Source organism: Glycomyces tritici (assembly GCF_030403505.1).
The window spans coordinates 435,939-454,875 of the sequence record NZ_JAUEMJ010000005.1; the positions used below are offsets into that span (position 1 = coordinate 435,939).

Here is an 18,937-nt window from a genome sequence, read left to right on the forward strand (position 1 = left end):
GCGCGCCTATCTTCCCATCATCCGAGCGGACGCACGACGGCCGTCGCGAACGACCACGGCGGCAGCTCCAGGTCGAAGCCGCCGTCGCCCTCCACCCGGAAGTCCACAGGAGTCACCGGAGCGGCCTCGTGCGGGCGTCCCTCGTCGGGCCCGGCGCCCGCCAGGAGCCGCACCGCCGCGGTGGCCGGACCGGGGTCGGGCAGTGCCACCGCGGCCGTGCGTGCGGTGCCGGTGGCGTTGACCATGCGCACCACGTACTCGCCGCCGTCGCGTGACAGCGCCCCGGCGACGACCCGCTGCTCGGGCCGCAGGTCCTGCTCGTAGTCGTGCCGCAGCTCGCCGTCGACCCAGACCTGGACGCGCGGGCCGTCCAGGCGGATGCGCATCCGCACCGGCACGCCGGTCGTGACGCCCCGCCACGGGAGCGGTCCGTGGTCGTTCTCGCCGATCCCGTCGTCGCTGCGGGCCACCGCGGTGGACTTGTTCTGCCAGCCGCCGATGTGCACTTCCAGGAAGCTCTGGGGCGCTTCGGGGCCGAGGACGACGGTGAAGCCTTCGACGCCGTCCTGCTGGACCGCCTCGAACTCCAGTTCGGCGGCTCCCGGGTCGATGCCGCCGAGGAGCACGCCTTCGCCGTCGGCGCGGGTGATCACGTCCGGCAGGCGGTGCCCGTTCAGGACGACGCCGGAGTACGCGACGGTGGCGCGGCCCGAACGCAGCCGCACGGTGCCCTCGCGGGGGAGGGACACCGGAACCGGCTGCGCGCCTTCGAGTTCGACGGCGTGCACGCGCGTTCCGCGCTCGGCACCGAACATCTGCTGCACGTGGTAGGAGGCGCTCGGCAGCACTTCGTCCGCGTTGAAGTAGATGAGGTCCGGCGTCCACTGCGTATGCCCGGCCCGCGCCAGCAGCGGCGCATACGAGGCCAGCCTGACCACCTCGGGGCGGCGCTCGAGGCCGATCATGTAGGCCGCCTCGGCCAGCGCCGAGCGCACGGTGTTCGACCGGGCCGCGTACTCGCCGAGGTAGACCTTCGCCCCGTCCGGGTCGTACGCCTGGTACCGGTCGATGTTCTGGTGGAACCAGCGGGGGATCTGATAGCCGTGCTCGTCGACCATCGGGGTGCCGCGCTCGCGCGCGTACGCCCAACCGGCCTCGTAGTCGGGCCCGAACGGCTGCGGGCCGGAGGTGCCGATGACCGTGATCTCCGGGTGCGCCGCCTGCACGGCGTCCTCGATGCGCGCGTAGCGGTCCCGGAAGTCGTCGGTGATCTGGTCCTCGTTGCCGATGCCGAGGTAGCGCACGCCGAACGGCTCGGGGTGGCCGAGCTCGGCCCGCTTCGCGCCCCAGGGGGTGTCGGTGCCGCCGTTGGCGAACTCGACAAGGTCGAGTACGTCCTGGATGTAGGCGTCCATTTCGGACTCGGGGATCGGGTGCGGGCCGCCGGGGGAGTTCTGGCAGCACACGCCCGCCGCGACGATGGGGACCGGCGTCGCGCCCGTGGCCAGGCACAGCTCGAAGTACTCGACGTACCCGATCTGGCGGGACTGGTGGTAGCCCCAGACGTTGCGGATCTGCTCGCGCTCGTGGCGCGGCCCGATCGTGCGCTTCCAGTGGTACATGTTGTCGAGGCCGTACCCGTGCGCCAGGCACCCGCCGGGGAAGCGGATGAAGCTGGGCTTCAGGTCCTGCAAAGTCCGGAGCAGGTCCGCCCGGAATGTCAGCGGCTCACCGTCGGCCCCTATGGGCCGCAAGGAGACCGCGTCGATGTCGACGGTCGCGCCCGCCGGTACGGCGAGACGCAGCTCGCCGCGGCCGTCGGCCGAGGCCTCCAGGTCGAGCTCCAGGCGCCGCCAGCCGCCCGCCTCGACGGCGAGGTCGCCGATGGCCGCGCCGCCGCACGCCTGCACGGCGATGGCGGTCGGCGCATCAGCGCGGGCGAACAGCGACAGGCGCAGCCGCCCCCCTCTGACCGCCCGCACGCCGTCCCAGCCGCCGTTCTCGATCGCCGCCGGGCCGGTCAGGTGCGCATAATGCCCGTTGTTCGGGTGGAGCGGCGCCTCGGTGCGGACCTCGACCCCGCCCGTGGCCGTCCATCCGGTCAGCGCATGGAACCCGTCGCGCTCGGCCGGATCGAACTCGAAGTCGCCGTTGCGGACCAGCTCGGCGTTGAGTCCGCCGTCGAGGGCGTCGTTCAGGTCCTCGATGAACAGCCCCCACAGGTCGGGGGCCGCGGCGGCGCCGGCGGCGCCGACGCGGACGGTGAAGCGCTCGCTCACGCGAGCGTGCCCGCAACGGTGACGAACGAGTGCGCCGGCAGGTGCACGCGCAGCTTCGTGCCGTCGAGCGTCACGCCGTCGTACTTCTGCGGCGCCACGGCCTCGAGCTGCTCGGGCGTGTTGTGGCTCTGCAGGGTGTCGGCCGTGAGGACGAGCGACTCGATGTCGCCGAGGCCGCCGCCGCGCAGGTCGATCTCGACGTCCTGCGCCGCTTGGGCGTCCAGGTTGGACAGCGAGACGAGCAGGCGGCCGTCCTTGCGGGAGGCCGAGACCGAGACCGTCTCCAGTTCCTTGCCGTCGACCTCGCGGGTCGGGACGCCCGCCGGGGTGTCCACGCGCAGCGACGCGGCGTCCTGGTGGCCCTTGTTCATCTGGAACACGTGGTAGGTCGGCGTCAGCACCAGCGCGCCCGAGTCCGGGTCGGTGAGGATCATCGCCTGCAGCACGTTCACCGTCTGCGCGATGTTCGCCATGATGAGGCGGTCGGCGTGCTTGTGGAAGATGTCGAAGTGGAGGCTCGCCACGAGCGCGTCGCGCATCGTGTTCTGCTGGTACAGGAACCCGGGGTTGGTGCCGGGCTCGACGTTCCACCAGGTGCCCCACTCGTCCATGACGATCCCGATCTCCTTCTTCGGGTCGTACAGGTCCATGACGTTGGCGTGGCCGGTCAGCAGCTCGTCGGTGCGGTTGGCCTTGAGCATCGTCGTGTAGTACTCGTCGTCGGTGAAGACGGTCGCGGCGCCCTTGTCGGCCCAGTCGCCCGCGATCGTGTAGTAGTGGATCGAGAGTGCCTGGTAGAGCGGGCGCTCGACGCGCTGGCAGCCGAGGTGGCTCAGCTGCTTCATGAGGGTCTCGGTCCAGCCGTAGTCGGCGTCGGCGGCACCGGCGGCGATGCGGTAGAGCTTGTTGTCGCCGTAGTTGCGGCAGTAGGTGGCGTACTTGCGGGCGTCCATCGCGTACTGCTCGGCGGTCATGTTGCCGCCGCAGCCCCAGGTCTCGTTGCCCAGGCCCCAGAACTTGACCTTCCAGGGCTCTTCGCGGCCGTTCTGCTTGCGCAGGCGCGCCATGGGCGAGTCGCCCTCGCGGGTGATGTACTCGACCCACTCGCTCATCTCGCGGACGGTGCCGGAGCCGACGTTGCCGGAGATGTACGGCTCGGTCTCCAGCAGCTCGCACAGGTCCATGAACTCGTGGGTGCCGAAGTGGTTGTTCTCCTCGACGCCGCCCCAGTGGGTGTTGACCATGACGGCGCGGTCCTCCTTGGGACCGATGCCGTCCATCCAGTGGTACTCGTCGGCGAAGCAGCCGCCGGGCCAGCGCAGGTTGGGGATGTCGAGGGCGCGGAGGGCCTCGACGACGTCGAGGCGGATGCCGCGCACGTTGGGGATGGCGGAGTCCTCGCCGACGTAGAAGCCGCCGTAGATGCAGCGTCCCAGGTGCTCGGCGAAGTGGCCGTACACGTGCTTGCTGATCTTGGGGCCTTCGATGTCGACGTTGATGACGGCGGAGACGGCATCGGTGCTCATGGGGAGCCTTCCTGGTGACTGGAGCGGTGGTGCGCAGGCGTTCGCGATCTTTATCGGTAAAGCGCGGTTCACTCTACCCGGTCGCCCACCCGCCGTGTCAATACCGGCGCACCCGCGAATCCCGGCGTCCCGCGCAATGAGCACCACCGGACACCCGTGGACACCGGAAGGGATTCCGTGATTCCATGCGGCATGGCCGAAAGCACCCCCAGACCCGTCGCACCCGACCACCCGACCACCGAGCGCGCGACCAGCACGTTCCCCACCCGCGCCGCCGTCGACGCCTAGCAGTCCCCGAGAGGACCGCCCCTCATGAACGCCCTCATGGAAATCCTCTACCTCCCCCTGTTCACGATCGCCGGAGTCCCCACCACCCTCGCCGAAGGCCTCGCCTTCATCACCGGGGCGCTCTGCGTCTGGCTCGTCGCCCGCCAGCACGTCGCCAACTGGGGCATCGGCATCGCCAACTGCCTGCTCTTCATCCTGATCTTCACCGACAGCGGCCTCTACGCCGACGCCGGACTCCAACTCGTCTTCATCGCCCTCGGCGCCTACGGCTGGTGGAACTGGGTCAAAGGCGGCGGACCCGCCGACGACCGGCTACCGGTCAGCCGCACCGACCGTGTCGAGTGGGCCGGACTGATCGGTGCAGGGTGCATCGGCTGGGCGGTCATCGCGGCGCTCCTCGGCTGGTTCACCGATTCGACGGTCGCCGAGTGGGACGCCCTCACCACCGTGCTCTCGCTCATGGCCACCTACGGCCAGTGCCGCAAGCGGGTCGAATCCTGGTACCTGTGGATCGCGGCCGACATCGTGTACGTCCCGCTCTACGCGTACAAGGGCCTCTACCTCACCTCGATCCTCTACATCGGATTCATGGCGCTGTGCGTCCTCGGCCTCCGCAACTGGAGGAAGGACCTCGAGGCCCAGGCCGAACCGGTGGGAGCCGCCGCATGACCGCACCCGACCACGGCCTCGTCCTCGGCAAGTTCTACCCGCCGCACGCCGGCCACCACCACCTCATCCGCACCGCCCGGGCCGGATGCCGGCGCCTCACCGTGCTCGTCTCCCACGCCACCGTCGAGAACATCCCGCTCGCGACCCGCATGGCCTGGCTCCAGGAGGCCCACCCGGACGTGCGGGTCATCGGCACCGTCGACGACGTCCACATGGACCTCAACGACGAGGCGATCTGGCAGGCCCACGTCGCCATCTTCAAAGCGGCCGTTCCCGAGCGGATCGACGCGCTCTTCACCTCCGAGTCGTACGGCCCGGAACTGGCCCGCCGACTCGGCGCCGTCCACATCGAAGTCGACCAGGACCGCGGCGCGTTCCCCGTCTCGGGCACCAAGGTCCGGGCCGACCCGGTCGGGAGCTGGGACTACCTCGAAGGCCCCGTCAGGGCCGGCCTCGCCCTCCGCGTCGTCGCCCTCGGCGCCGAATCCACCGGCACGACCACCATCGCCGAGGCGCTGGCCGCGCACTACCGCGAGCGCGGCGGCGTGTGGTCCCTGACGCGGAGCGTGGAGGAGTACGGGCGCGCGTTCAGCGAGGAGAAGCTGCTCGCGCTCCGCGCCGAGCGGCCGGACGCGACCTGGGGCGACGTCCGCTTCGCGACCGAGGACTTCCCGCTGATCGCCGAACGGCAGCACGAACTCGAGGAGCGGGCGGTGCGCCTGGGGGGGCCGGTCCTGTTCTGCGACACGGACGCGTTCGCGACGACGGTCTGGCACGAGCGGTACATGGGCGGGCGCAATCCCGCGATCGATGCCGTCGCGGACCGGGTCGCGCACGACCTCTACCTGCTCACCGACCATGAGGGCGTCCCGTTCGAGGACGACGGCCTCCGCTCCGACGAGCACCTGCGCCCGTGGATGACCGCCCGCTTCGCGGCGGAGCTGGAGCGCACCGGCCGGCGCTACGTGCGACTCCGAGGCCCGCACGCGGAACGCCTCGAGCGGGCGGTCGAGGCGGTCGACGCGCTCATCGCGAAAGGCTGGCACTTCACGCAGCCGCTCCCCGAATACCGCTGAACGGCATGCGGGGAGCGGCGCCCTCCGCTAGACCTCGATGTGGGAGCCGACGATGATCGTGCGGTCCCTCGGGAGCTGGAAGTGCTCGGCCGCATCGGAGGTGATGTGGGAGGTGGCGATGAACAGGTGCTTGCGCCAGGTCGCCATGGTCGGCTCCGGGCCGCATCGCAGCTGGATCGTGGAGAGGAAGTAGGTGGCCTTGTCCAGGCGCAGCTTCCGCCCCTCGGCCTGCACCGGGCTCACCAGCCGCAGCGCCCGCGGCACGTCAGGGGTCTCGGCGTAGCCGAAGCGGGCGGTCACGTGGATGACCGAGTCCTGGCAGTCGCCCAGGTCGTCGACGACGATCCGCTCGTCGTCGGGCACGCGCGGCACCGGTTCGGTCTGGACCGCGAGCACGATGGTCTGCGCGTACCGGGCGTGGTTGAGCTCCAGTGCCGCCCGCAGCGCCAGCGGCGCGGTGTCCTTGCCGCGCCCCAGGTACACCCCGGTGCCGGGCACTTGGGCGGCCTTGGGCTCGCCCCGGCGCATCTTCTCGACGAACTCGCGCAGCGGGCCTTCGCGGCGTTCGCGCTCGTCCGAGACCACCTGCCGCCCGCGCTTCCACGTGATCATCACGGTGAACGCGGTGAGGCCGATGAGCAGCGGCAGCCACGCCCCGTGGACGATCTTCGTGCTGCTCGCGGCCAGGAAGGTCACGTTGATCGCCAGCAGCAGCCCGCCGCCGGTCGCGAGGATCCACATCGGGGTGTTCCAGCGCTTGCGGGCGAGGTAGAGGAAGAGGACCGTGACGATGACGATGGTGCCGATCACGGCCATGCCGTAGGCGAACGCCAGCGACTCCGAGGTGCGGAAGGCGAACACCAGGGTCAGCACGGAGACCATGAGGAGCCAGTTGATCCACGGCACGTAGATCTGGCCGTAGTGGTGCTCGGAGGTGTGCGCGATCCGCAGGCGCGGCAGGTAGCCGAGTTCGGAGGCCTGCGCGGCGACGGAGAAGGCACCGCTGATGACGGCCTGGGAGGCGATCACGGTCGCCGTCGCGGCCAGCACGAGCAGCGGGATGCGCGCCCATCCGGGGGCGAGGAGGAAGAAGGAGCCGGAGATGTTGCCGGTGTCGTCCAGGATGAGCGCGCCCTGGCCCATGTAGTTGAGCAGGAGCGCGGGGAAGACCATGAACAGCCAGGCCCGGGAGATCGGCTTGCGCCCGAAGTGGCCCATGTCGGCGTACAGCGCCTCGGCGCCGGTGAAGGTCAGGATGACCGCGGCGAGGGCGAAGAACGCGATGTTGAAGTGGCCGAACAGGAAGTCGATCGCGTAGGTGGGGGAGAGGGCCCGGAGGATCTCGGGGTTGCGGGCGATGCCGCCGGCGCCCAGGACGGCGAGTGCGGTGAACCAGGCGATCATCACGGGTCCGAACCAGCGGCCGATGACCGCGGTGCCCTTGCGCTGGAAGGCGAACAGCAGCACGATGATCACGGCGGTGGCGGGGATGACGAACGTCTCGAGGTCGGGGTTGACCGTCTTGACGCCCTCGACGGCGGAGAGCACCGAGATCGCGGGGGTGATCATACTGTCGCCCAGGAACAGGGCGGCGCCGAAGATGCCGAGCCCGGCGAGGAAGAACCCGGTCTTGCGGCCGCGCCCCTGGCTGTGGCGGCGGATCAGCGTGATGAGGGCCATGATGCCGCCCTCGCCGTCGTTGTCGGTGCGCATCGCGAAGCCGACGTAGAAGACGGTCACGATGAGCATGAGCGACCAGAAGATCAGCGAGATGATGCCGTAGACGTTCTCGGTGCTGACGGGCACCGGGTGGGGGTCGGCGGGGTTGAAGATCGTCTGCAGCGCGTAGATCGGGCTGGTGCCGATGTCGCCGTAGACGATGCCGAGGGCGCCCACGACGAGGGCGAGTCGCGTGGCGCCGCCGGCCGAGGTTCTTCGCGGGTCCTTCGGCGGGGGTGCGAGGCCGGGATCGGCGGGTACTGCAGTGCTCAGAGCGGTCACGGGGCAAGCTCCTTTCCGCAGCCGGATGCTAGTCCGCGGAATGGGGTGAAAACGGGTTCGCGACCGCCCCTCGCGATTTCATACGCTTTCTTGACGCCGATTGCGCCGCTGTATACGCGCTGTTGACGGTCTCGGATCCTGCAATCGGATGTCAAACATCGACATAATTCAATGCTTGACCTAAGGGTTGGCCGGTGTCATAATTTGGGCGGATGAAAGCGCTTCCATCCACCTGCTCCCTCACGCGTGCACACGCACGAGATAGGCCGGCCCTCATGAACGCCGCTTCCTCGGTCCACCCTCCGCCCCCGCGGGGGCGCTCCCTCCTCAGGCTCCTCCTCAGCATCGCGACCACCCTCGTCCTCGTGCCCGTGATCGCCCTCGCGAACGCGGCGCCCGCCGCCGCGGACACCAGCGGGTTCCGCGGCTTCAACTGGGCCATGCTGGGCGACAACTTCAACGAGGGCCCGCTCGTCCTCGACGGACTGAGCCAGTCCGACAGCTACGACACCGTCCGCGCCAAGGCCGCCGCGGTGTACAGCGACATGGACGCCCTCATGGGCGCCAACACGATCCGGCTCCCCGTCAACACCCACACCGTCGGCACGACCTGGTGGAACGCGTACTCCGCCACCATCGACGAGGCGACCGCCCGCGGCTTCAAGGTCATCCTCGCCTACTGGGAGGACGGTGCCGCCTCAGGCGGGCGGATCACCAACATGACCGCGTTCAACAACATGTGGAACACGGTGGTCGCCAAGTACGGCTCCAACAGCCTCGTCTACTTCGAGCCGATGAACGAGCCGCACGGCTACAGCGCCGGCGACTGGGCGAACGTCGCCGCCGCCTGGGTCAGCTCCCGCCCCTCCGTTCCCAAGGGCCGCATCCTCATCGACGGCGCGGGCTACGGGCAGGACGTCAAGCCGCTGTGCGCCGACAGCCGCCTGAACGGCACGCTCCTCTCCTACCACCACTACGCCTTCTTCTACGGCGACCACGACTACGCCTGGTGGGTGCAGAGCTTCAAGAACGGCGTCGGCAACTGCGCCTCCCGCACGGTGCTCACCGAGTACGGCTCGCCGATGGACAACGGCCTGAACTACGCCGATTCGGCCAGCAGCCAGAACTTCGTCCGGTACCTGCGCGGCATCACCGACGCGCAGCGCGAGCTCGGCATGGGCTCGACCTACTGGCCCGCGCTGGGCGGCAAGTACACCGGCACCTCCGGCTACGACTGGTACTCCATGTTCGCCAAGAGCGGCAGTGGCACCGACCTCAACCTGACCATCCGCAACCGGTCCGGCGCCGACCGCATCCTCCACGGCTGGGGCGAGGGCCCCGGCGGCGGCCAGACCACCGACATCATCAGCCGCGTCTCCGGCAAGTGCGTCGACGTCCTGAGCGGCTCGACCGCGAACGCGGCCGAGATCATCCAGTACACCTGCCACGGCGGCACCAACCAGCAGTGGGAGCTGCGACCCGCCGCCGGCGGCTACGTCCAGCTCGTCTCGCAGTCCTCGGGCAAGTGCATCGACGTCAACGGCGCCTCGACGGCCAACGGCGCCAGGGCGATTCAGTACACCTGCGGCAGCGGCACCAACCAGCAGTGGCAGGTGCGGAATGTGACCGGCGGCTACGTCGAGCTCGTCGCCCGCCACTCGGGCAAGTGCCTCGAGGTCATCGGCGGCTCGACCGCGAACAGCGCTCGCCTCCAGCAGAACACCTGCTCCGGCGGTACGCTCCAGCACTGGACCGTCTGACCGAGCTCTCGCGCCCCGGGCGGCACACCCGCCGCCCGGGGCGCATTGCGCCCCAGGCCCGGTTTTCGGCCGGACGATCCGCAGGAAATACGCCGATGAACGCCCTCGGCGTTGCCCGCCGGTCGAAAAGGGAATGAACTCCACATGCAGGGACGAGCCGGTGCGCACACGGCGAGCCGGGGCATATAACTATGGGCAAGGATCTACCGAGAGGTGACCATCATGTCCTCATTCAAGCGCACCGCGGTCGTCGTCGCATCGGCCGCCGCAGTGCTCCTCCCCGCGACCGCCGCCGCCGCGAACGACCCCGAGATCCCCGCCGAGGGCTGGGAGTACTCGGAACTGTGGGACGGTGTGAACGACAAGTACACCGCCGAGGCGAACGCCGAGATCGACGAGCTCCTCGCCGAGCAGTTCGAGGACTGGAGCTTCGACAACTCGCTCCCCACCACCCGCCTCCAGAACTACTACATCGACGGCGCGAACGAGACGCCGGTGCAGCGCAAGTTCCGCACCGACTACTACGTCGACCAGACCGGCGAGGGCTTCGAGGTCGCCCTCTACCTGCCCGGCGGCATCGAGACCGGGGTCCAGGACCTCACCGGCGGCGCCGAGCTCGACATGCACTACCTCATCCACTGCCGGGAGTCGGACACCGACTGCGGGGAGGAGGAGCTGGAAGACGGCTCCATCGTCGCCTGGACGACCGACGGGACCTACGTGGACGCCGCCGTGTTCCACACCGACGGCTCCGTCGCCACCGTCTGGTGGGGCCTCCCCGAGGACGGCCTCAACGTGACCACCGAGGACGTCATCGCCCTCGCCACCGAACTCGAGACCGGCCCGGTGTGGGACGCCCTCGAAGCCGACGGCGACGCCTGATCGCCTCCTGGCACGACCGAACGGCCCCGCCTCCACGGCGGGGCCGTTCGCCGTGCGCCCTATGCCTGGAGGTAGTCCTGGGCGTTGTCGAGGTGGCCCTGCATGGCGTCCCGCCAGGCGACCAGGTCGGTCTCGATCGGCAGGTACGCCTCGACGAGCATGGCGGCCCAGGCCTCCTCCACGGCGGTTCGCAGGCCGCTCTCCCGGCCGCAGGCGGCGAAGTCGACGGCCATGGCGCGCTCGAGCTCCAGCACGCCCATGAAGTCGGACGGGACCTCCTCGGGCGCGTCGGGCACCTCCAGGCCCTCCTCGCCGTACTCCTCGAAGTAAGCCGGGTCGTACATCGCGCCGAAGTACTCCCACAACGGCGGGTAGAAGCTCTCGCCCAGCTCCCAGCCCTCGTACCCGTGGTCGATGAGGCAGCTCTCGAACGCGTCCGCCTCGTCCCGGACGGTCTCGAGCAGGGCGCCGTAGTCCTCGATCTCCTCGAGCGCGAACAGCGGGTTCGGCTCATGGGTCGCGGCGTACTCGCCGCTCTCCCCGCCGCCTTCCTCTTCGTCGTACGAGATCATGTAGGGCTCGCCGTACATGGTCTCGACCATCTTGAGCCAGCAGCCGCCGGGCGGGGCCTCGGGGTCGATCTCGGCGCCTTTGACGTCGCTCATGATCGCGGGCGAGCCCGAGTAGGCCTCGATCCATTCGGCGTGGTACCCGTCGTCCTCGGCGTCCCATTCGCTCGTGTCCATCCCCGACTCCTCGGCGTCGAGGATGCCGAAGGCGGTCATCGCCTCGGGGGTCAGCAGCTCCGCGGCCAGGTCCTCGTTGCCGGGGTTGCGCACGAATTCGGCCCACACGCCGAAACCCCACTCCTCGGCGGCCTCGGCGGTCGGCACGGCCCTGAGCGGCGCGTTGGCGAGGTAGCCGCCCGCGGTGTACGCGGCGGTGTGCGACTCCTGGAACTCCATCGGGTCGTGGACGGAGAAGCCCTCGTCCTCCATGCAGCGCTTGGTGACACGGTGCTCGATCATGGTGAGCTCGTCGGAGACGGCATGGCTCTCGTTGACGAGCAGGTAGAGCCGCTCGGCCTCGGCGACGGCGTCGGGCCCCGGCTCCACGGTGCCGCCGACGGATTCGGGGGTCTCCTCGCCGCTGCAGGCCCCGGCGGCGAGCAGGCCGCAGACGACGGCGAGCGAGGTGAGCGCCCGGCCTGTTCTCAGTCGCACTGGTCGTGGTCCTTTCGATCGGGATCGGTTGCGGGTAATACCGCCGCCGGAGCGCGGCGGTTGTCAGCGGCCCCGGTGTGAGCAGTGCCTCCCGCATTTCGGAATAGCGCTCGCCCCCGGACCGTTAAGGTAGATGCAAACGCATGAAGATTGGACCGCCGCGGCGGGGAGAGCAGGGAATACCATGCAGTTCGGTGTCTTCTCAGTCAGTGACATCACGCGCGACCCGGTCTCGGGGGAGACGCCGACCGAGGCCGAGCGGATCGACGGCATCCTCAAGATCGCCGTCAAGGCCGAAGAGGTCGGCCTCGACGTCTTCGCCATCGGCGAGCACCACAACCCGCCGTTCTTCTCCTCCTCGCCCACCACGCTGCTCTCGCACATCGCCGCCCTCACCGAGCGGCTCATCGTCAGCACCGCGACCACCCTGATCACCACGAACGACCCGGTGCGCATCGCCGAGGAGTACGCGATGCTCCAGCACCTCTCCAAGGGCCGCATGGACCTCATGCTCGGCCGCGGCAACACCGCCCCGGTCTACCCCTGGTTCGGCCAGGACATCCGCCAAGGCCTGCCGCTCGCGCTCGAGCACTACAACCTGCTGCACCGGCTGTGGCGCGAGGACGTCGTGGACTGGGAGGGCGAGTTCCGCACCGCGCTCCAGGGCTTCACGTCCACGCCGCGCCCGCTCGACGACGTGCCGCCGTTCGTGTGGCACGGCTCGATCCGCACGCCCGAGATCGCCGAGCAGGCCGCGTTCTACGGCAACGGCTACTTCGCCAACCACATCTTCTGGCCCACCTCGCACTCCAAGCGCCTCGTCGACTTCTACCGCCAGCGCTTCGAGCACTACGGCCACGGCACCCGCAAGCAGGCCATCATCGGCCTCGGCGGCCACGCCTACATCGCGAAGCGCTCGCAGGACGCGGTGGACGAGTTCCGCCCGTACTTCAACGAGGCCCCGGTCTACGGCCACGGCCCCTCGCTGGAGGAGTTCACCAAGGGCACCCCGCTCTCGGTCGGCAGCCCGCAGGAGGTCATCGACAAGACCCTGACCTTCCACGACGCGTTCGGCGACTACCAGCGCCAGATGTTCCTCATCGACCACGCCGGGATGCCGCTCAAGATGGTCCTCAACCAGCTCGACCTCCTCGGTGAAGAGGTCGTCCCGGTGCTGCGCAAGGAGCTCGCCGCCCGCCGCGACCCCGAGTCGGCCGACGCGCCCACGCACGCGGGCCTGGTGGCGGCCAAGTACGGCGACGGCCCGGCCCGCCAGCCGCGCCCGAACGCCAACCTCGGCGACAACACCGCCGGCGACATGCCTTACGAGAGCTGAAAGAGGCGACCATGACCCGCAGCAGGAGCCGCCGCGCCAACGAGGCGTGGGAAGCGCTGCTCACCGCGCACGCCTCGCTCATGAAGCGGTTCGCCGCCGAGCCGATCTGGGGCGAGCTGTCGATGCGCGAGTACGACGTCCTCTACACGCTGTCCAAGCACGACGAGCCGCTGCGCCTGTTCGAACTGGGACGCGGCGTGCTGCTCAGCCAGCCCGCCCTGTCCCGGCTCGTCGACCGCCTCGCCGAGCGCGGTCTGATCGAGCGCGCGCCCGACCCCGAGGACGGGCGCGGCGTCCGCCTCGCCCTCACCGAGGCCGGCCGCGAGCGGCAGCGGCGCGTCGGCGGCCGCCACGCCGTCGACGTCGCCCGCGCCGTCACCGCCGCCCTCACCGATGAGGAGATCGCCTTGCTCGAATCCATCGGCCGCAAACTCGCCGCCCAAGGCGCGGCGACCCCCGCCCAACGCAACCGCCAGGAGGTTGTCCTGTGACCGTCCAGCAGCGCCGAACCGAAGGCGCCCAACCGTTTCGACTGGTCGTCGTCAGCGGCGGCACGAGCGACCCGTCCTCGACGCGGATGCTCGCCGACCGCATCGCCGACCGCGTGCGCACCCTCGCCGAGGACCGCGGCGAGCAGGTCGCGACCGACGTGATCGACCTGCGCGAACTCGCCACCGAGATCACGACCGCGATCGTCTCGCAGCTCATGGGCCCCAAGATGACCCGTGCGATCGAACTGCTCGGCCGCGCCGACGCCGTCGTCGCCAGCGCCCCGGTCTACAAGGCCGCCCCCAGCGGCCTGTTCAGCTCCTTCTTCCACGTCCTCGACAACGACCTGCTCATCGCCAAACCGGTGGTGCTCGCCGCGACCGCCGGCACGGCCCGGCACGCGCTCGTCGTGGACGACCAGATGCGCTCGCTGTTCGCCTACCTGCGGACGATGACGGTGCCGACCTCGGTCTTCGCCGCCACCGAGGACTGGAACTCGAAGGAGCTGGGGGAGCGGATCACGCGCGCCGCGATCGAGCTCGTGCTGCTCATGGAGTCCGGCTTCGCCGAGCAGGTCCGCAGCGAGTCCTGGAAGCACTACCAGCACGAGTACGGCAGCGCGGGCGGCACGGAGCTCGACATCGACCTCAGCTCCGACCTCATGCGCCTGGCCACCGGCGGCTCGGCGAAACCGAACCGCAAGGCCTAGCGGCCCCCCGTTCGCGGCTCCCGACCAGTACGTTGGAAGGGAGCCAACGAACACACTGGAGGCACGATGGGCGACGGCGGCGACGGCGAACTGGTGGACTACTCCGCCGCAGACCTCCCGGTCGAGTACGGCACGGAGGTCGCCGCGGTGGCGGCCGGCGCGCCCGGCGACGACTTCGACGACCTCGTCCTCCCCACGCCCTCGGACTTCGCGGCCGGCCGGCTCGAGTCCGAAGCAGAGGACCTCGCCACCATCACCTGGGTCGAGCCCGACACCCGCTCGGGGCCCTGACGCGGCGGTGTCCTGACCCACTCGCGCGTCGCGGCCGATGAATCCCCGCCACCGGTGCAGTCTCAGTACCGGAGACCCGGGGAGAGGATTCGACCGATGACCGAACACGCGACCAGCAGGACCCGAACAGGACGCCGCGCCCGGCTGTGGCGCATGATCCATGCCGAGCGGGCGGCGCTGGCCGCCGACCTCGCCGGACTCGGCGAGGACCGCTGGGCGACGCCGTCGCTGTGCGAGGGGCTGTCGGTGCGCGACGTCCTGGCGCACCTGACCTCCGGTGCGACGATCGGCTGGCCCCGGTGGATGGCCGGGGTCATCAAGTGCCGCTTCGACTTCGACGAGCAGCTGGTGATGCGCCTGCGGGAGCAGCTCGGCGTGGACCCGGCGGAGACGCTGGCGCGGTTCGACCGGGCGGTCGCGAGCACGTCGAGCCCGATCCCGCTCAAGGCGGTGCTCGGCGAGTCGATCGTCCACGGCGAGGACATCCGCCGCCCGCTGGGCCTGTCCCGCACCTACCCCGTCGAGGCGATCACGCTCCTCGCCGAGTACTACCGCGGTTCGGACTTCGTGGTCGTCGCCAAGAAGCGCGTCCACGACCTTCGCCTCGCCGCCACGGACGGCCCGTTCGAGGCCGGCACCGGCCCGCTCGTGTCCGGCCCGACGGTGGCACTGGTCATGGCCATGACCGGCCGGGCCGCGTTCTGCGACGACCTGGAAGGCGACGGCGTCCCGGTCCTGCGCGAACGCTGCTCGACCACGGGCTGAAGCGCGGCGGCCTTGGAGCCGCCGCGCCCGCTGCTACCTCGCCCGGTACGCGGCCACCGCCGCTTCCGTGTCGTCGCCGACCAGTTCGGCGTTGATCTGCGCCCCGGCCATCGCACCCGCCGCGGCTGCGGCGCCGACCTGGGCCATCAGGTCGGTCACGTTGCCCGCGACCCACACGCCGGGGACGTCGGTCCGGCCGAACGGGTCGGCCGGGACGTGCTCGCCCGCACCCGACGGGTGCTCGACCACGCCGAGGCCCAGGTCCTGCAGGAACCCGGCCCGGGCCTCCATCCGGGAGGCCGTGGCCAGCACGGTCCGCGCCACGAACTCGCCGCTCGCCAGCCGGACGCCGGTGATGCGCCCGTCCTCGGACTCGATGCGCTCGATCGCGCCGTCGACGATCCGGGTGCCGCGCGCCTGCAGCTTCTCGGCCTCTTCCGCGGGGAGGGCCAGCCGGTCGTTGGTGAACACGACCAGGTCGTCGGTCCACTGCCGGAACAGCAGCGCGCCGTGCATCGACATCGGGCCGGTCGCCACGATGCCGATGGGCTGGTCGCGGACCTCCCAGCCGTGGCAGTACGGGCAGTGGACCACGCCCGTGCCCCAGTGCTCGGCCAGGCCCGGGATGTCGGGCAGCCGGTCCGCCAGCCCTGTGGTGACGAGCAGCTTGCGGGCCTGCACTTCCCGGCCGTCGGCCAGCGCGACGGTGAAGCCCTCCGCGCTCGCCTTCGCCCCGGTGACGGACCCGTCGACCACGTGGCCGCCGTACTGCCGCACCTCGCCGCGCCCGATCGCCAGCAGCTCGGACGGCGGCATGCCCTCGCGGCCGAGCAGGCCGTGGATGCCCTCGGCCGGGGCGTTGCGCGGTTCGCCCGCGTCGATCACGGCCACCGACCGCCGCGCGCGGGCGAGCATGAGCGCGCCGTTCAGGCCCGCGGCCCCGCCGCCGATCACCACGGCGTCGTACCGTTCCTTCAGTTCATCGGTCACTGCGACCACCTCCGGCCCCCAAGGTAGATACGCTCGCCCGAAACTGGCAAACTTTCTTGCCGTTCTGGCAAACTGGGGCCATGGACGACGACATGGACCAGACGCTCGGCGCGGTCGGCCCGCGCCTGCGGGCGCTGCGCAAGGAGCGCGAGGCGACCCTCGCGGACCTCTCGGAGCAGACCGGGATCTCCGTGAGCACCCTCTCCAGGCTGGAGTCCGGCGCCCGCAAGCCGACGCTGGAACTCCTGCTGCCCTTGGCGAAAGCCCACGGGGTCACGCTCGACGACCTCGTGGACGCCCCGCCCACGGGCGACCCGCGCATCCACATGCGACCGGTCACCCGCCACGGCATGATCCACCTGCCGCTCACCCGCCGCCCCGGCGGCATCCAGGCCTACAAGCTCATCATCCCCGGCGGCAACAAGAGCGAGCCGACCCCGCAGGTCCACGAGGGGTACGAGTGGATGTACGTCCTCAACGGCAACCTGCGGGTCGTCCTCGGCGACCACGACTTCGTGATGAAGCCCGGCGAGGCCGCCGAGTTCGACACGCGCACCCCGCACTGGTTCGGCAACGCCGACGAGCGGTCCGTGGAGTTCCTCAGCCTCTTCGGCAGCCAGGGCGAACGGGCCCACCTGCGCGCCAAGCCCAAAGCCGAGCGCGGGTGAGCGCCGCGGGTCAGGCGAACGCGTTCACACCGGTGAGGTCGGCCGAGAGCGACCAGAGCCTTGTCGCCTCGTCCGGGTCGATCGCGTAGGGCCGCACGCCCGTCCACTCCTCGGACACCTCCGCGACCTCGCAGTCCTCGAGGTAGAGCCCGCCCATGCCGTCGAGCCGCGGGGACGTGGCGGCCCAGGTCTGGGTCGCGGCACCCTGCTCGGTCGTCTTGAAGTACTCCGGCGGGTTGCCCTCGTCGTCGATCCAGCCCATCTCCCGCTGCCGCTCCTCGGGGATGTGCCGCTGCAGCGGCGTGAGGATCGCCCCGGGGTGCAGCGCGAAGGAGCGGGTGCCGAAGGACCGGCCGAGGCGGTCGAGCTCGACGGCGAACAGGATGTTCGCGGTCTTCGACTGCCCGTAGGCCTTCCACTGGTCGTAGCCCTGCTCGAAGTGCGGGTCGTCCCAGCGGATCGGGGAGTTGCCGTGGCCGCCCGAGGAGGTCATGACGACGCGCGCGCCCTCCAGGAGCGGGACGAGGCGGTTCACGAGCGCGAAGTGCCCGAGGTGGTTGACCGCGAACTGGAGCTCCCAGCCCCGCTCGGTGCGCGTCTCGGGGCAGGCCATGATCCCGGCGCCGGCGAGCAGCATGTCGATGCGCCGCCCGTCGTCGAGGCGCCGTTCGGCGAACTTCTGGACGCTGTCGAGGTCGGCGAGGTCGAGTTCGTCGATCTCGACGCCGGCGATGCCCTGGAGGTTCTCGGCGGCGAGGTCGGGCCGGCGCGCGGGGACGACCACCGTCGCCCCGGCCCCGGCGAGGGCGCGGGTGGTCTCGAGGCCGATGCCGGAGTAGCCGCCGGTCACGACGGCGGTCTTCCCGGTGAGGTCGATCCCTGCGAGGACGTCGGCGGCGGTGGAGCGGTTGTCGAAGCCGGAGTCGATCGGCTGCTGCTTGTCGTTCATGCCCCGACGCTACGACTTGGAGTGCACTCCAACGCAAACCGCCAGGTCAGTCCACATTGCCCGCAGTGGGGGCCGCGGCTAGGCCGTGTTTGAGAATTGAGGAAGCCTCCGGTTGAATCTGTTGTGCTGCAACAAGATCCGCCGGAGGCTTCAATTGTCGAGCGTAACAGCACGCAGGGACCTGACCAATAACCAGTGGGAACGGCTTCGACGCTGGCTACCCGAACCCTCCAGGCTCGGCCGACCGATCGCCCGCAGCCGCCGAACCCTGGTCAACGGGATCGCCTGGCGGGTTCGGACCGGCTCGCCCTGGCGGGACCTCCCGGCCCAATACGGGCCCTGGGCCACGGTGTACTGGCTGTTCTGCGCCTGGCAGCGCTCCGGCACCTGGCTGCTGATCTGGCGAGCGCTCCAAGCCCTCGCCCGCGACCAGCGGCACCTGACCTGGGAGGTCGGCATCGACTCGACCACTGCCAGGGCCCACCTCGCCGCCGCCGGAGCCCGCCGTCGAACCCTCGCCGGCGAACCAGCCGATCACGCTCTGGGCCGCTCACGCGGCGGCTGGTCGACCAAGCTCCACCTCGTGGTCGATACCAGCGGACACCCACTCGCCGCGCTCGTAACCGCAGGTCAAGCCAACGACAGCCCGCAGATGATCCCGCTACTGGAGGCCGTCAGCGTCGCCAGGATCGGCGGCGGCCGGGCCCGCCGGCACCCCGACCGGGTCCTGGCCGACCGCGCCTACTCATGCCGGTCCAACCGTGAGTGGCTGCGCCGCAAGCAGATCAAGGCCACCATCCCCGAACCGGCCGACCAGATCGCGAACCGGCAACGGCGCGGGGCCCGAGGCGGCAGGCCACCAGCGTTCGACGCTGACCGGTACAAGGACCGCTCCGGCATCGAGCGCGCCATCGCCCGCCTCAAACAACACCGCGCCGTCGCCACCAGGTACGACAAACTCGCGGTCCGCTACCTGGCCACAGTCCAGATCGCCATCATCATCAACTGGCTCCGCGACTTACCAAACACGGCCTAG

Annotated in this window: 17 protein-coding genes; 11 read left to right on the plus strand and 6 right to left on the minus strand. The window is 70.3% G+C overall.

Features of this window, described 5'->3' with window-relative positions:
• Positions 1-17: 17 nt before the first annotated feature.
• Positions 18-2,279: an alpha-L-arabinofuranosidase family protein gene (locus tag QWI33_RS18820; RefSeq protein WP_289958691.1), complete on the minus strand. Its 2,262-nt coding sequence runs from the start codon at positions 2,277-2,279 to the stop codon at positions 18-20.
• Positions 2,276-3,805: an alpha-N-arabinofuranosidase gene (locus tag QWI33_RS18825; protein ID WP_289958692.1), complete on the minus strand. Its 1,530-nt coding sequence runs from the start codon at positions 3,803-3,805 to the stop codon at positions 2,276-2,278. The genes QWI33_RS18820 and QWI33_RS18825 overlap by 4 nt, the downstream gene beginning before the upstream one ends.
• 312 nt (positions 3,806-4,117) lie before the next feature.
• On the opposite strand from QWI33_RS18825, the gene pnuC reads away from it, so the two are divergent.
• Both pnuC and QWI33_RS18835 read left to right on the plus strand, forming a co-directional pair.
• Positions 4,118-4,762: a nicotinamide riboside transporter PnuC gene (gene pnuC, locus QWI33_RS18830; RefSeq protein ID WP_289958693.1), complete on the plus strand. Its 645-nt coding sequence runs from the start codon at positions 4,118-4,120 to the stop codon at positions 4,760-4,762.
• Positions 4,759-5,838 carry an AAA family ATPase gene (locus QWI33_RS18835; protein ID WP_289958694.1) on the plus strand — a complete coding sequence of 360 codons (1,080 nt, stop codon included), beginning with the start codon at positions 4,759-4,761 and terminating at the stop codon, positions 5,836-5,838. The genes pnuC and QWI33_RS18835 overlap by 4 nt, the downstream gene beginning before the upstream one ends.
• Positions 5,839-5,865: 27 nt before the next feature.
• Here QWI33_RS18835 and QWI33_RS18840 read toward each other — a convergent pair whose 3' ends face one another.
• Positions 5,866-7,839, minus strand: a complete 1,974-nt coding sequence (locus QWI33_RS18840; RefSeq protein ID WP_289958695.1) for a potassium transporter Kup — start codon at positions 7,837-7,839, stop codon at positions 5,866-5,868.
• 275 nt (positions 7,840-8,114) lie between these two features.
• Here QWI33_RS18840 and QWI33_RS18845 point away from each other — a divergent pair, with 275 nt between their 5' ends.
• Positions 8,115-9,599: a ricin-type beta-trefoil lectin domain protein gene (locus tag QWI33_RS18845; protein ID WP_289958696.1), complete on the plus strand. Its 1,485-nt coding sequence runs from the start codon at positions 8,115-8,117 to the stop codon at positions 9,597-9,599.
• A gap of 222 nt (positions 9,600-9,821) precedes the next feature.
• Positions 9,822-10,481 (plus strand): hypothetical protein, encoded by a 660-nt coding sequence (locus QWI33_RS18850; protein WP_289958697.1) that lies wholly within the window; start codon positions 9,822-9,824, stop codon positions 10,479-10,481.
• A gap of 59 nt (positions 10,482-10,540) precedes the next feature.
• Here the strand turns inward: QWI33_RS18850 and QWI33_RS18855 are convergent, their stop codons facing one another.
• Complete coding sequence (locus tag QWI33_RS18855) at positions 10,541-11,704, minus strand: hypothetical protein (protein ID WP_289958698.1); 1,164 nt, start codon at positions 11,702-11,704, stop codon at positions 10,541-10,543.
• 184 nt (positions 11,705-11,888) lie between these two features.
• Between QWI33_RS18855 and QWI33_RS18860 the strand changes: the two genes are divergently transcribed.
• The 5 genes from QWI33_RS18860 (at position 11,889) to QWI33_RS18880 (ending at position 15,294) form a co-directional block, all read left to right on the plus strand.
• Complete coding sequence (locus QWI33_RS18860) at positions 11,889-13,040, plus strand: LLM class flavin-dependent oxidoreductase (RefSeq protein ID WP_289958699.1); 1,152 nt, start codon at positions 11,889-11,891, stop codon at positions 13,038-13,040.
• An 11-nt stretch (positions 13,041-13,051) separates the two neighbouring features.
• Positions 13,052-13,531, plus strand: coding sequence for a MarR family winged helix-turn-helix transcriptional regulator (locus QWI33_RS18865; RefSeq protein ID WP_289958700.1), 480 nt, complete (start codon positions 13,052-13,054; stop codon positions 13,529-13,531).
• The gene (locus tag QWI33_RS18870; RefSeq protein ID WP_289958701.1) at positions 13,528-14,238 is read left to right on the plus strand and encodes a CE1759 family FMN reductase; all 711 of its coding nucleotides are present in this window, start codon (positions 13,528-13,530) and stop codon (positions 14,236-14,238) included. The genes QWI33_RS18865 and QWI33_RS18870 overlap by 4 nt, the downstream gene beginning before the upstream one ends.
• A 66-nt stretch (positions 14,239-14,304) precedes the next feature.
• Positions 14,305-14,529 (plus strand): hypothetical protein, encoded by a 225-nt coding sequence (locus QWI33_RS18875; protein ID WP_289958702.1) that lies wholly within the window; start codon positions 14,305-14,307, stop codon positions 14,527-14,529.
• Between the two features lie 96 nt (positions 14,530-14,625).
• Complete coding sequence (locus QWI33_RS18880; protein WP_289958703.1) at positions 14,626-15,294, plus strand: maleylpyruvate isomerase family mycothiol-dependent enzyme; 669 nt, start codon at positions 14,626-14,628, stop codon at positions 15,292-15,294.
• Between the two features lie 33 nt (positions 15,295-15,327).
• On the opposite strand, the gene QWI33_RS18885 is transcribed toward QWI33_RS18880, so the two are convergent.
• Positions 15,328-16,284 (minus strand): NAD(P)/FAD-dependent oxidoreductase, encoded by a 957-nt coding sequence (locus QWI33_RS18885; protein ID WP_289958704.1) that lies wholly within the window; start codon positions 16,282-16,284, stop codon positions 15,328-15,330.
• 80 nt (positions 16,285-16,364) lie between these two features.
• On the opposite strand from QWI33_RS18885, the gene QWI33_RS18890 reads away from it, so the two are divergent.
• Positions 16,365-16,952 (plus strand): helix-turn-helix domain-containing protein, encoded by a 588-nt coding sequence (locus tag QWI33_RS18890; RefSeq protein ID WP_289958705.1) that lies wholly within the window; start codon positions 16,365-16,367, stop codon positions 16,950-16,952.
• A 10-nt stretch (positions 16,953-16,962) separates the two neighbouring features.
• Here QWI33_RS18890 and QWI33_RS18895 read toward each other — a convergent pair whose 3' ends face one another.
• The gene (locus tag QWI33_RS18895; RefSeq protein WP_289958706.1) at positions 16,963-17,901 is read right to left on the minus strand and encodes an SDR family NAD(P)-dependent oxidoreductase; all 939 of its coding nucleotides are present in this window, start codon (positions 17,899-17,901) and stop codon (positions 16,963-16,965) included.
• A gap of 154 nt (positions 17,902-18,055) precedes the next feature.
• Between QWI33_RS18895 and QWI33_RS18900 the strand changes: the two genes are divergently transcribed.
• Positions 18,056-18,937 carry an IS5 family transposase gene (locus tag QWI33_RS18900; RefSeq protein WP_289958707.1) on the plus strand — a complete coding sequence of 294 codons (882 nt, stop codon included), beginning with the start codon at positions 18,056-18,058 and terminating at the stop codon, positions 18,935-18,937.

What these genes read in the sequence shown, in the direction of transcription:
- QWI33_RS18880 (WP_289958703.1), top strand. Translation starts at nt 14,626, where the DNA reads ATGACCGAACACGCGACCAGCAGGACCCGAACAGGACGCCGCGCCCGG.
- QWI33_RS18875 (WP_289958702.1), top strand. Translation starts at nt 14,305, where the DNA reads ATGGGCGACGGCGGCGACGGCGAACTGGTGGACTACTCCGCCGCAGAC.
- QWI33_RS18890 (WP_289958705.1), top strand. Translation starts at nt 16,365, where the DNA reads ATGGACGACGACATGGACCAGACGCTCGGCGCGGTCGGCCCGCGCCTG.
- QWI33_RS18825 (WP_289958692.1), bottom strand. Translation starts at nt 3,805, where the DNA reads ATGAGCACCGATGCCGTCTCCGCCGTCATCAACGTCGACATCGAAGGC.
- QWI33_RS18845 (WP_289958696.1), top strand. Translation starts at nt 8,115, where the DNA reads ATGAACGCCGCTTCCTCGGTCCACCCTCCGCCCCCGCGGGGGCGCTCC.
- QWI33_RS18835 (WP_289958694.1), top strand. Translation starts at nt 4,759, where the DNA reads ATGACCGCACCCGACCACGGCCTCGTCCTCGGCAAGTTCTACCCGCCG.
- QWI33_RS18895 (WP_289958706.1), bottom strand. Translation starts at nt 17,901, where the DNA reads ATGAACGACAAGCAGCAGCCGATCGACTCCGGCTTCGACAACCGCTCC.
- QWI33_RS18860 (WP_289958699.1), top strand. Translation starts at nt 11,889, where the DNA reads ATGCAGTTCGGTGTCTTCTCAGTCAGTGACATCACGCGCGACCCGGTC.
- QWI33_RS18865 (WP_289958700.1), top strand. Translation starts at nt 13,052, where the DNA reads ATGACCCGCAGCAGGAGCCGCCGCGCCAACGAGGCGTGGGAAGCGCTG.
- pnuC (WP_289958693.1), top strand. Translation starts at nt 4,118, where the DNA reads ATGAACGCCCTCATGGAAATCCTCTACCTCCCCCTGTTCACGATCGCC.
- QWI33_RS18850 (WP_289958697.1), top strand. Translation starts at nt 9,822, where the DNA reads ATGTCCTCATTCAAGCGCACCGCGGTCGTCGTCGCATCGGCCGCCGCA.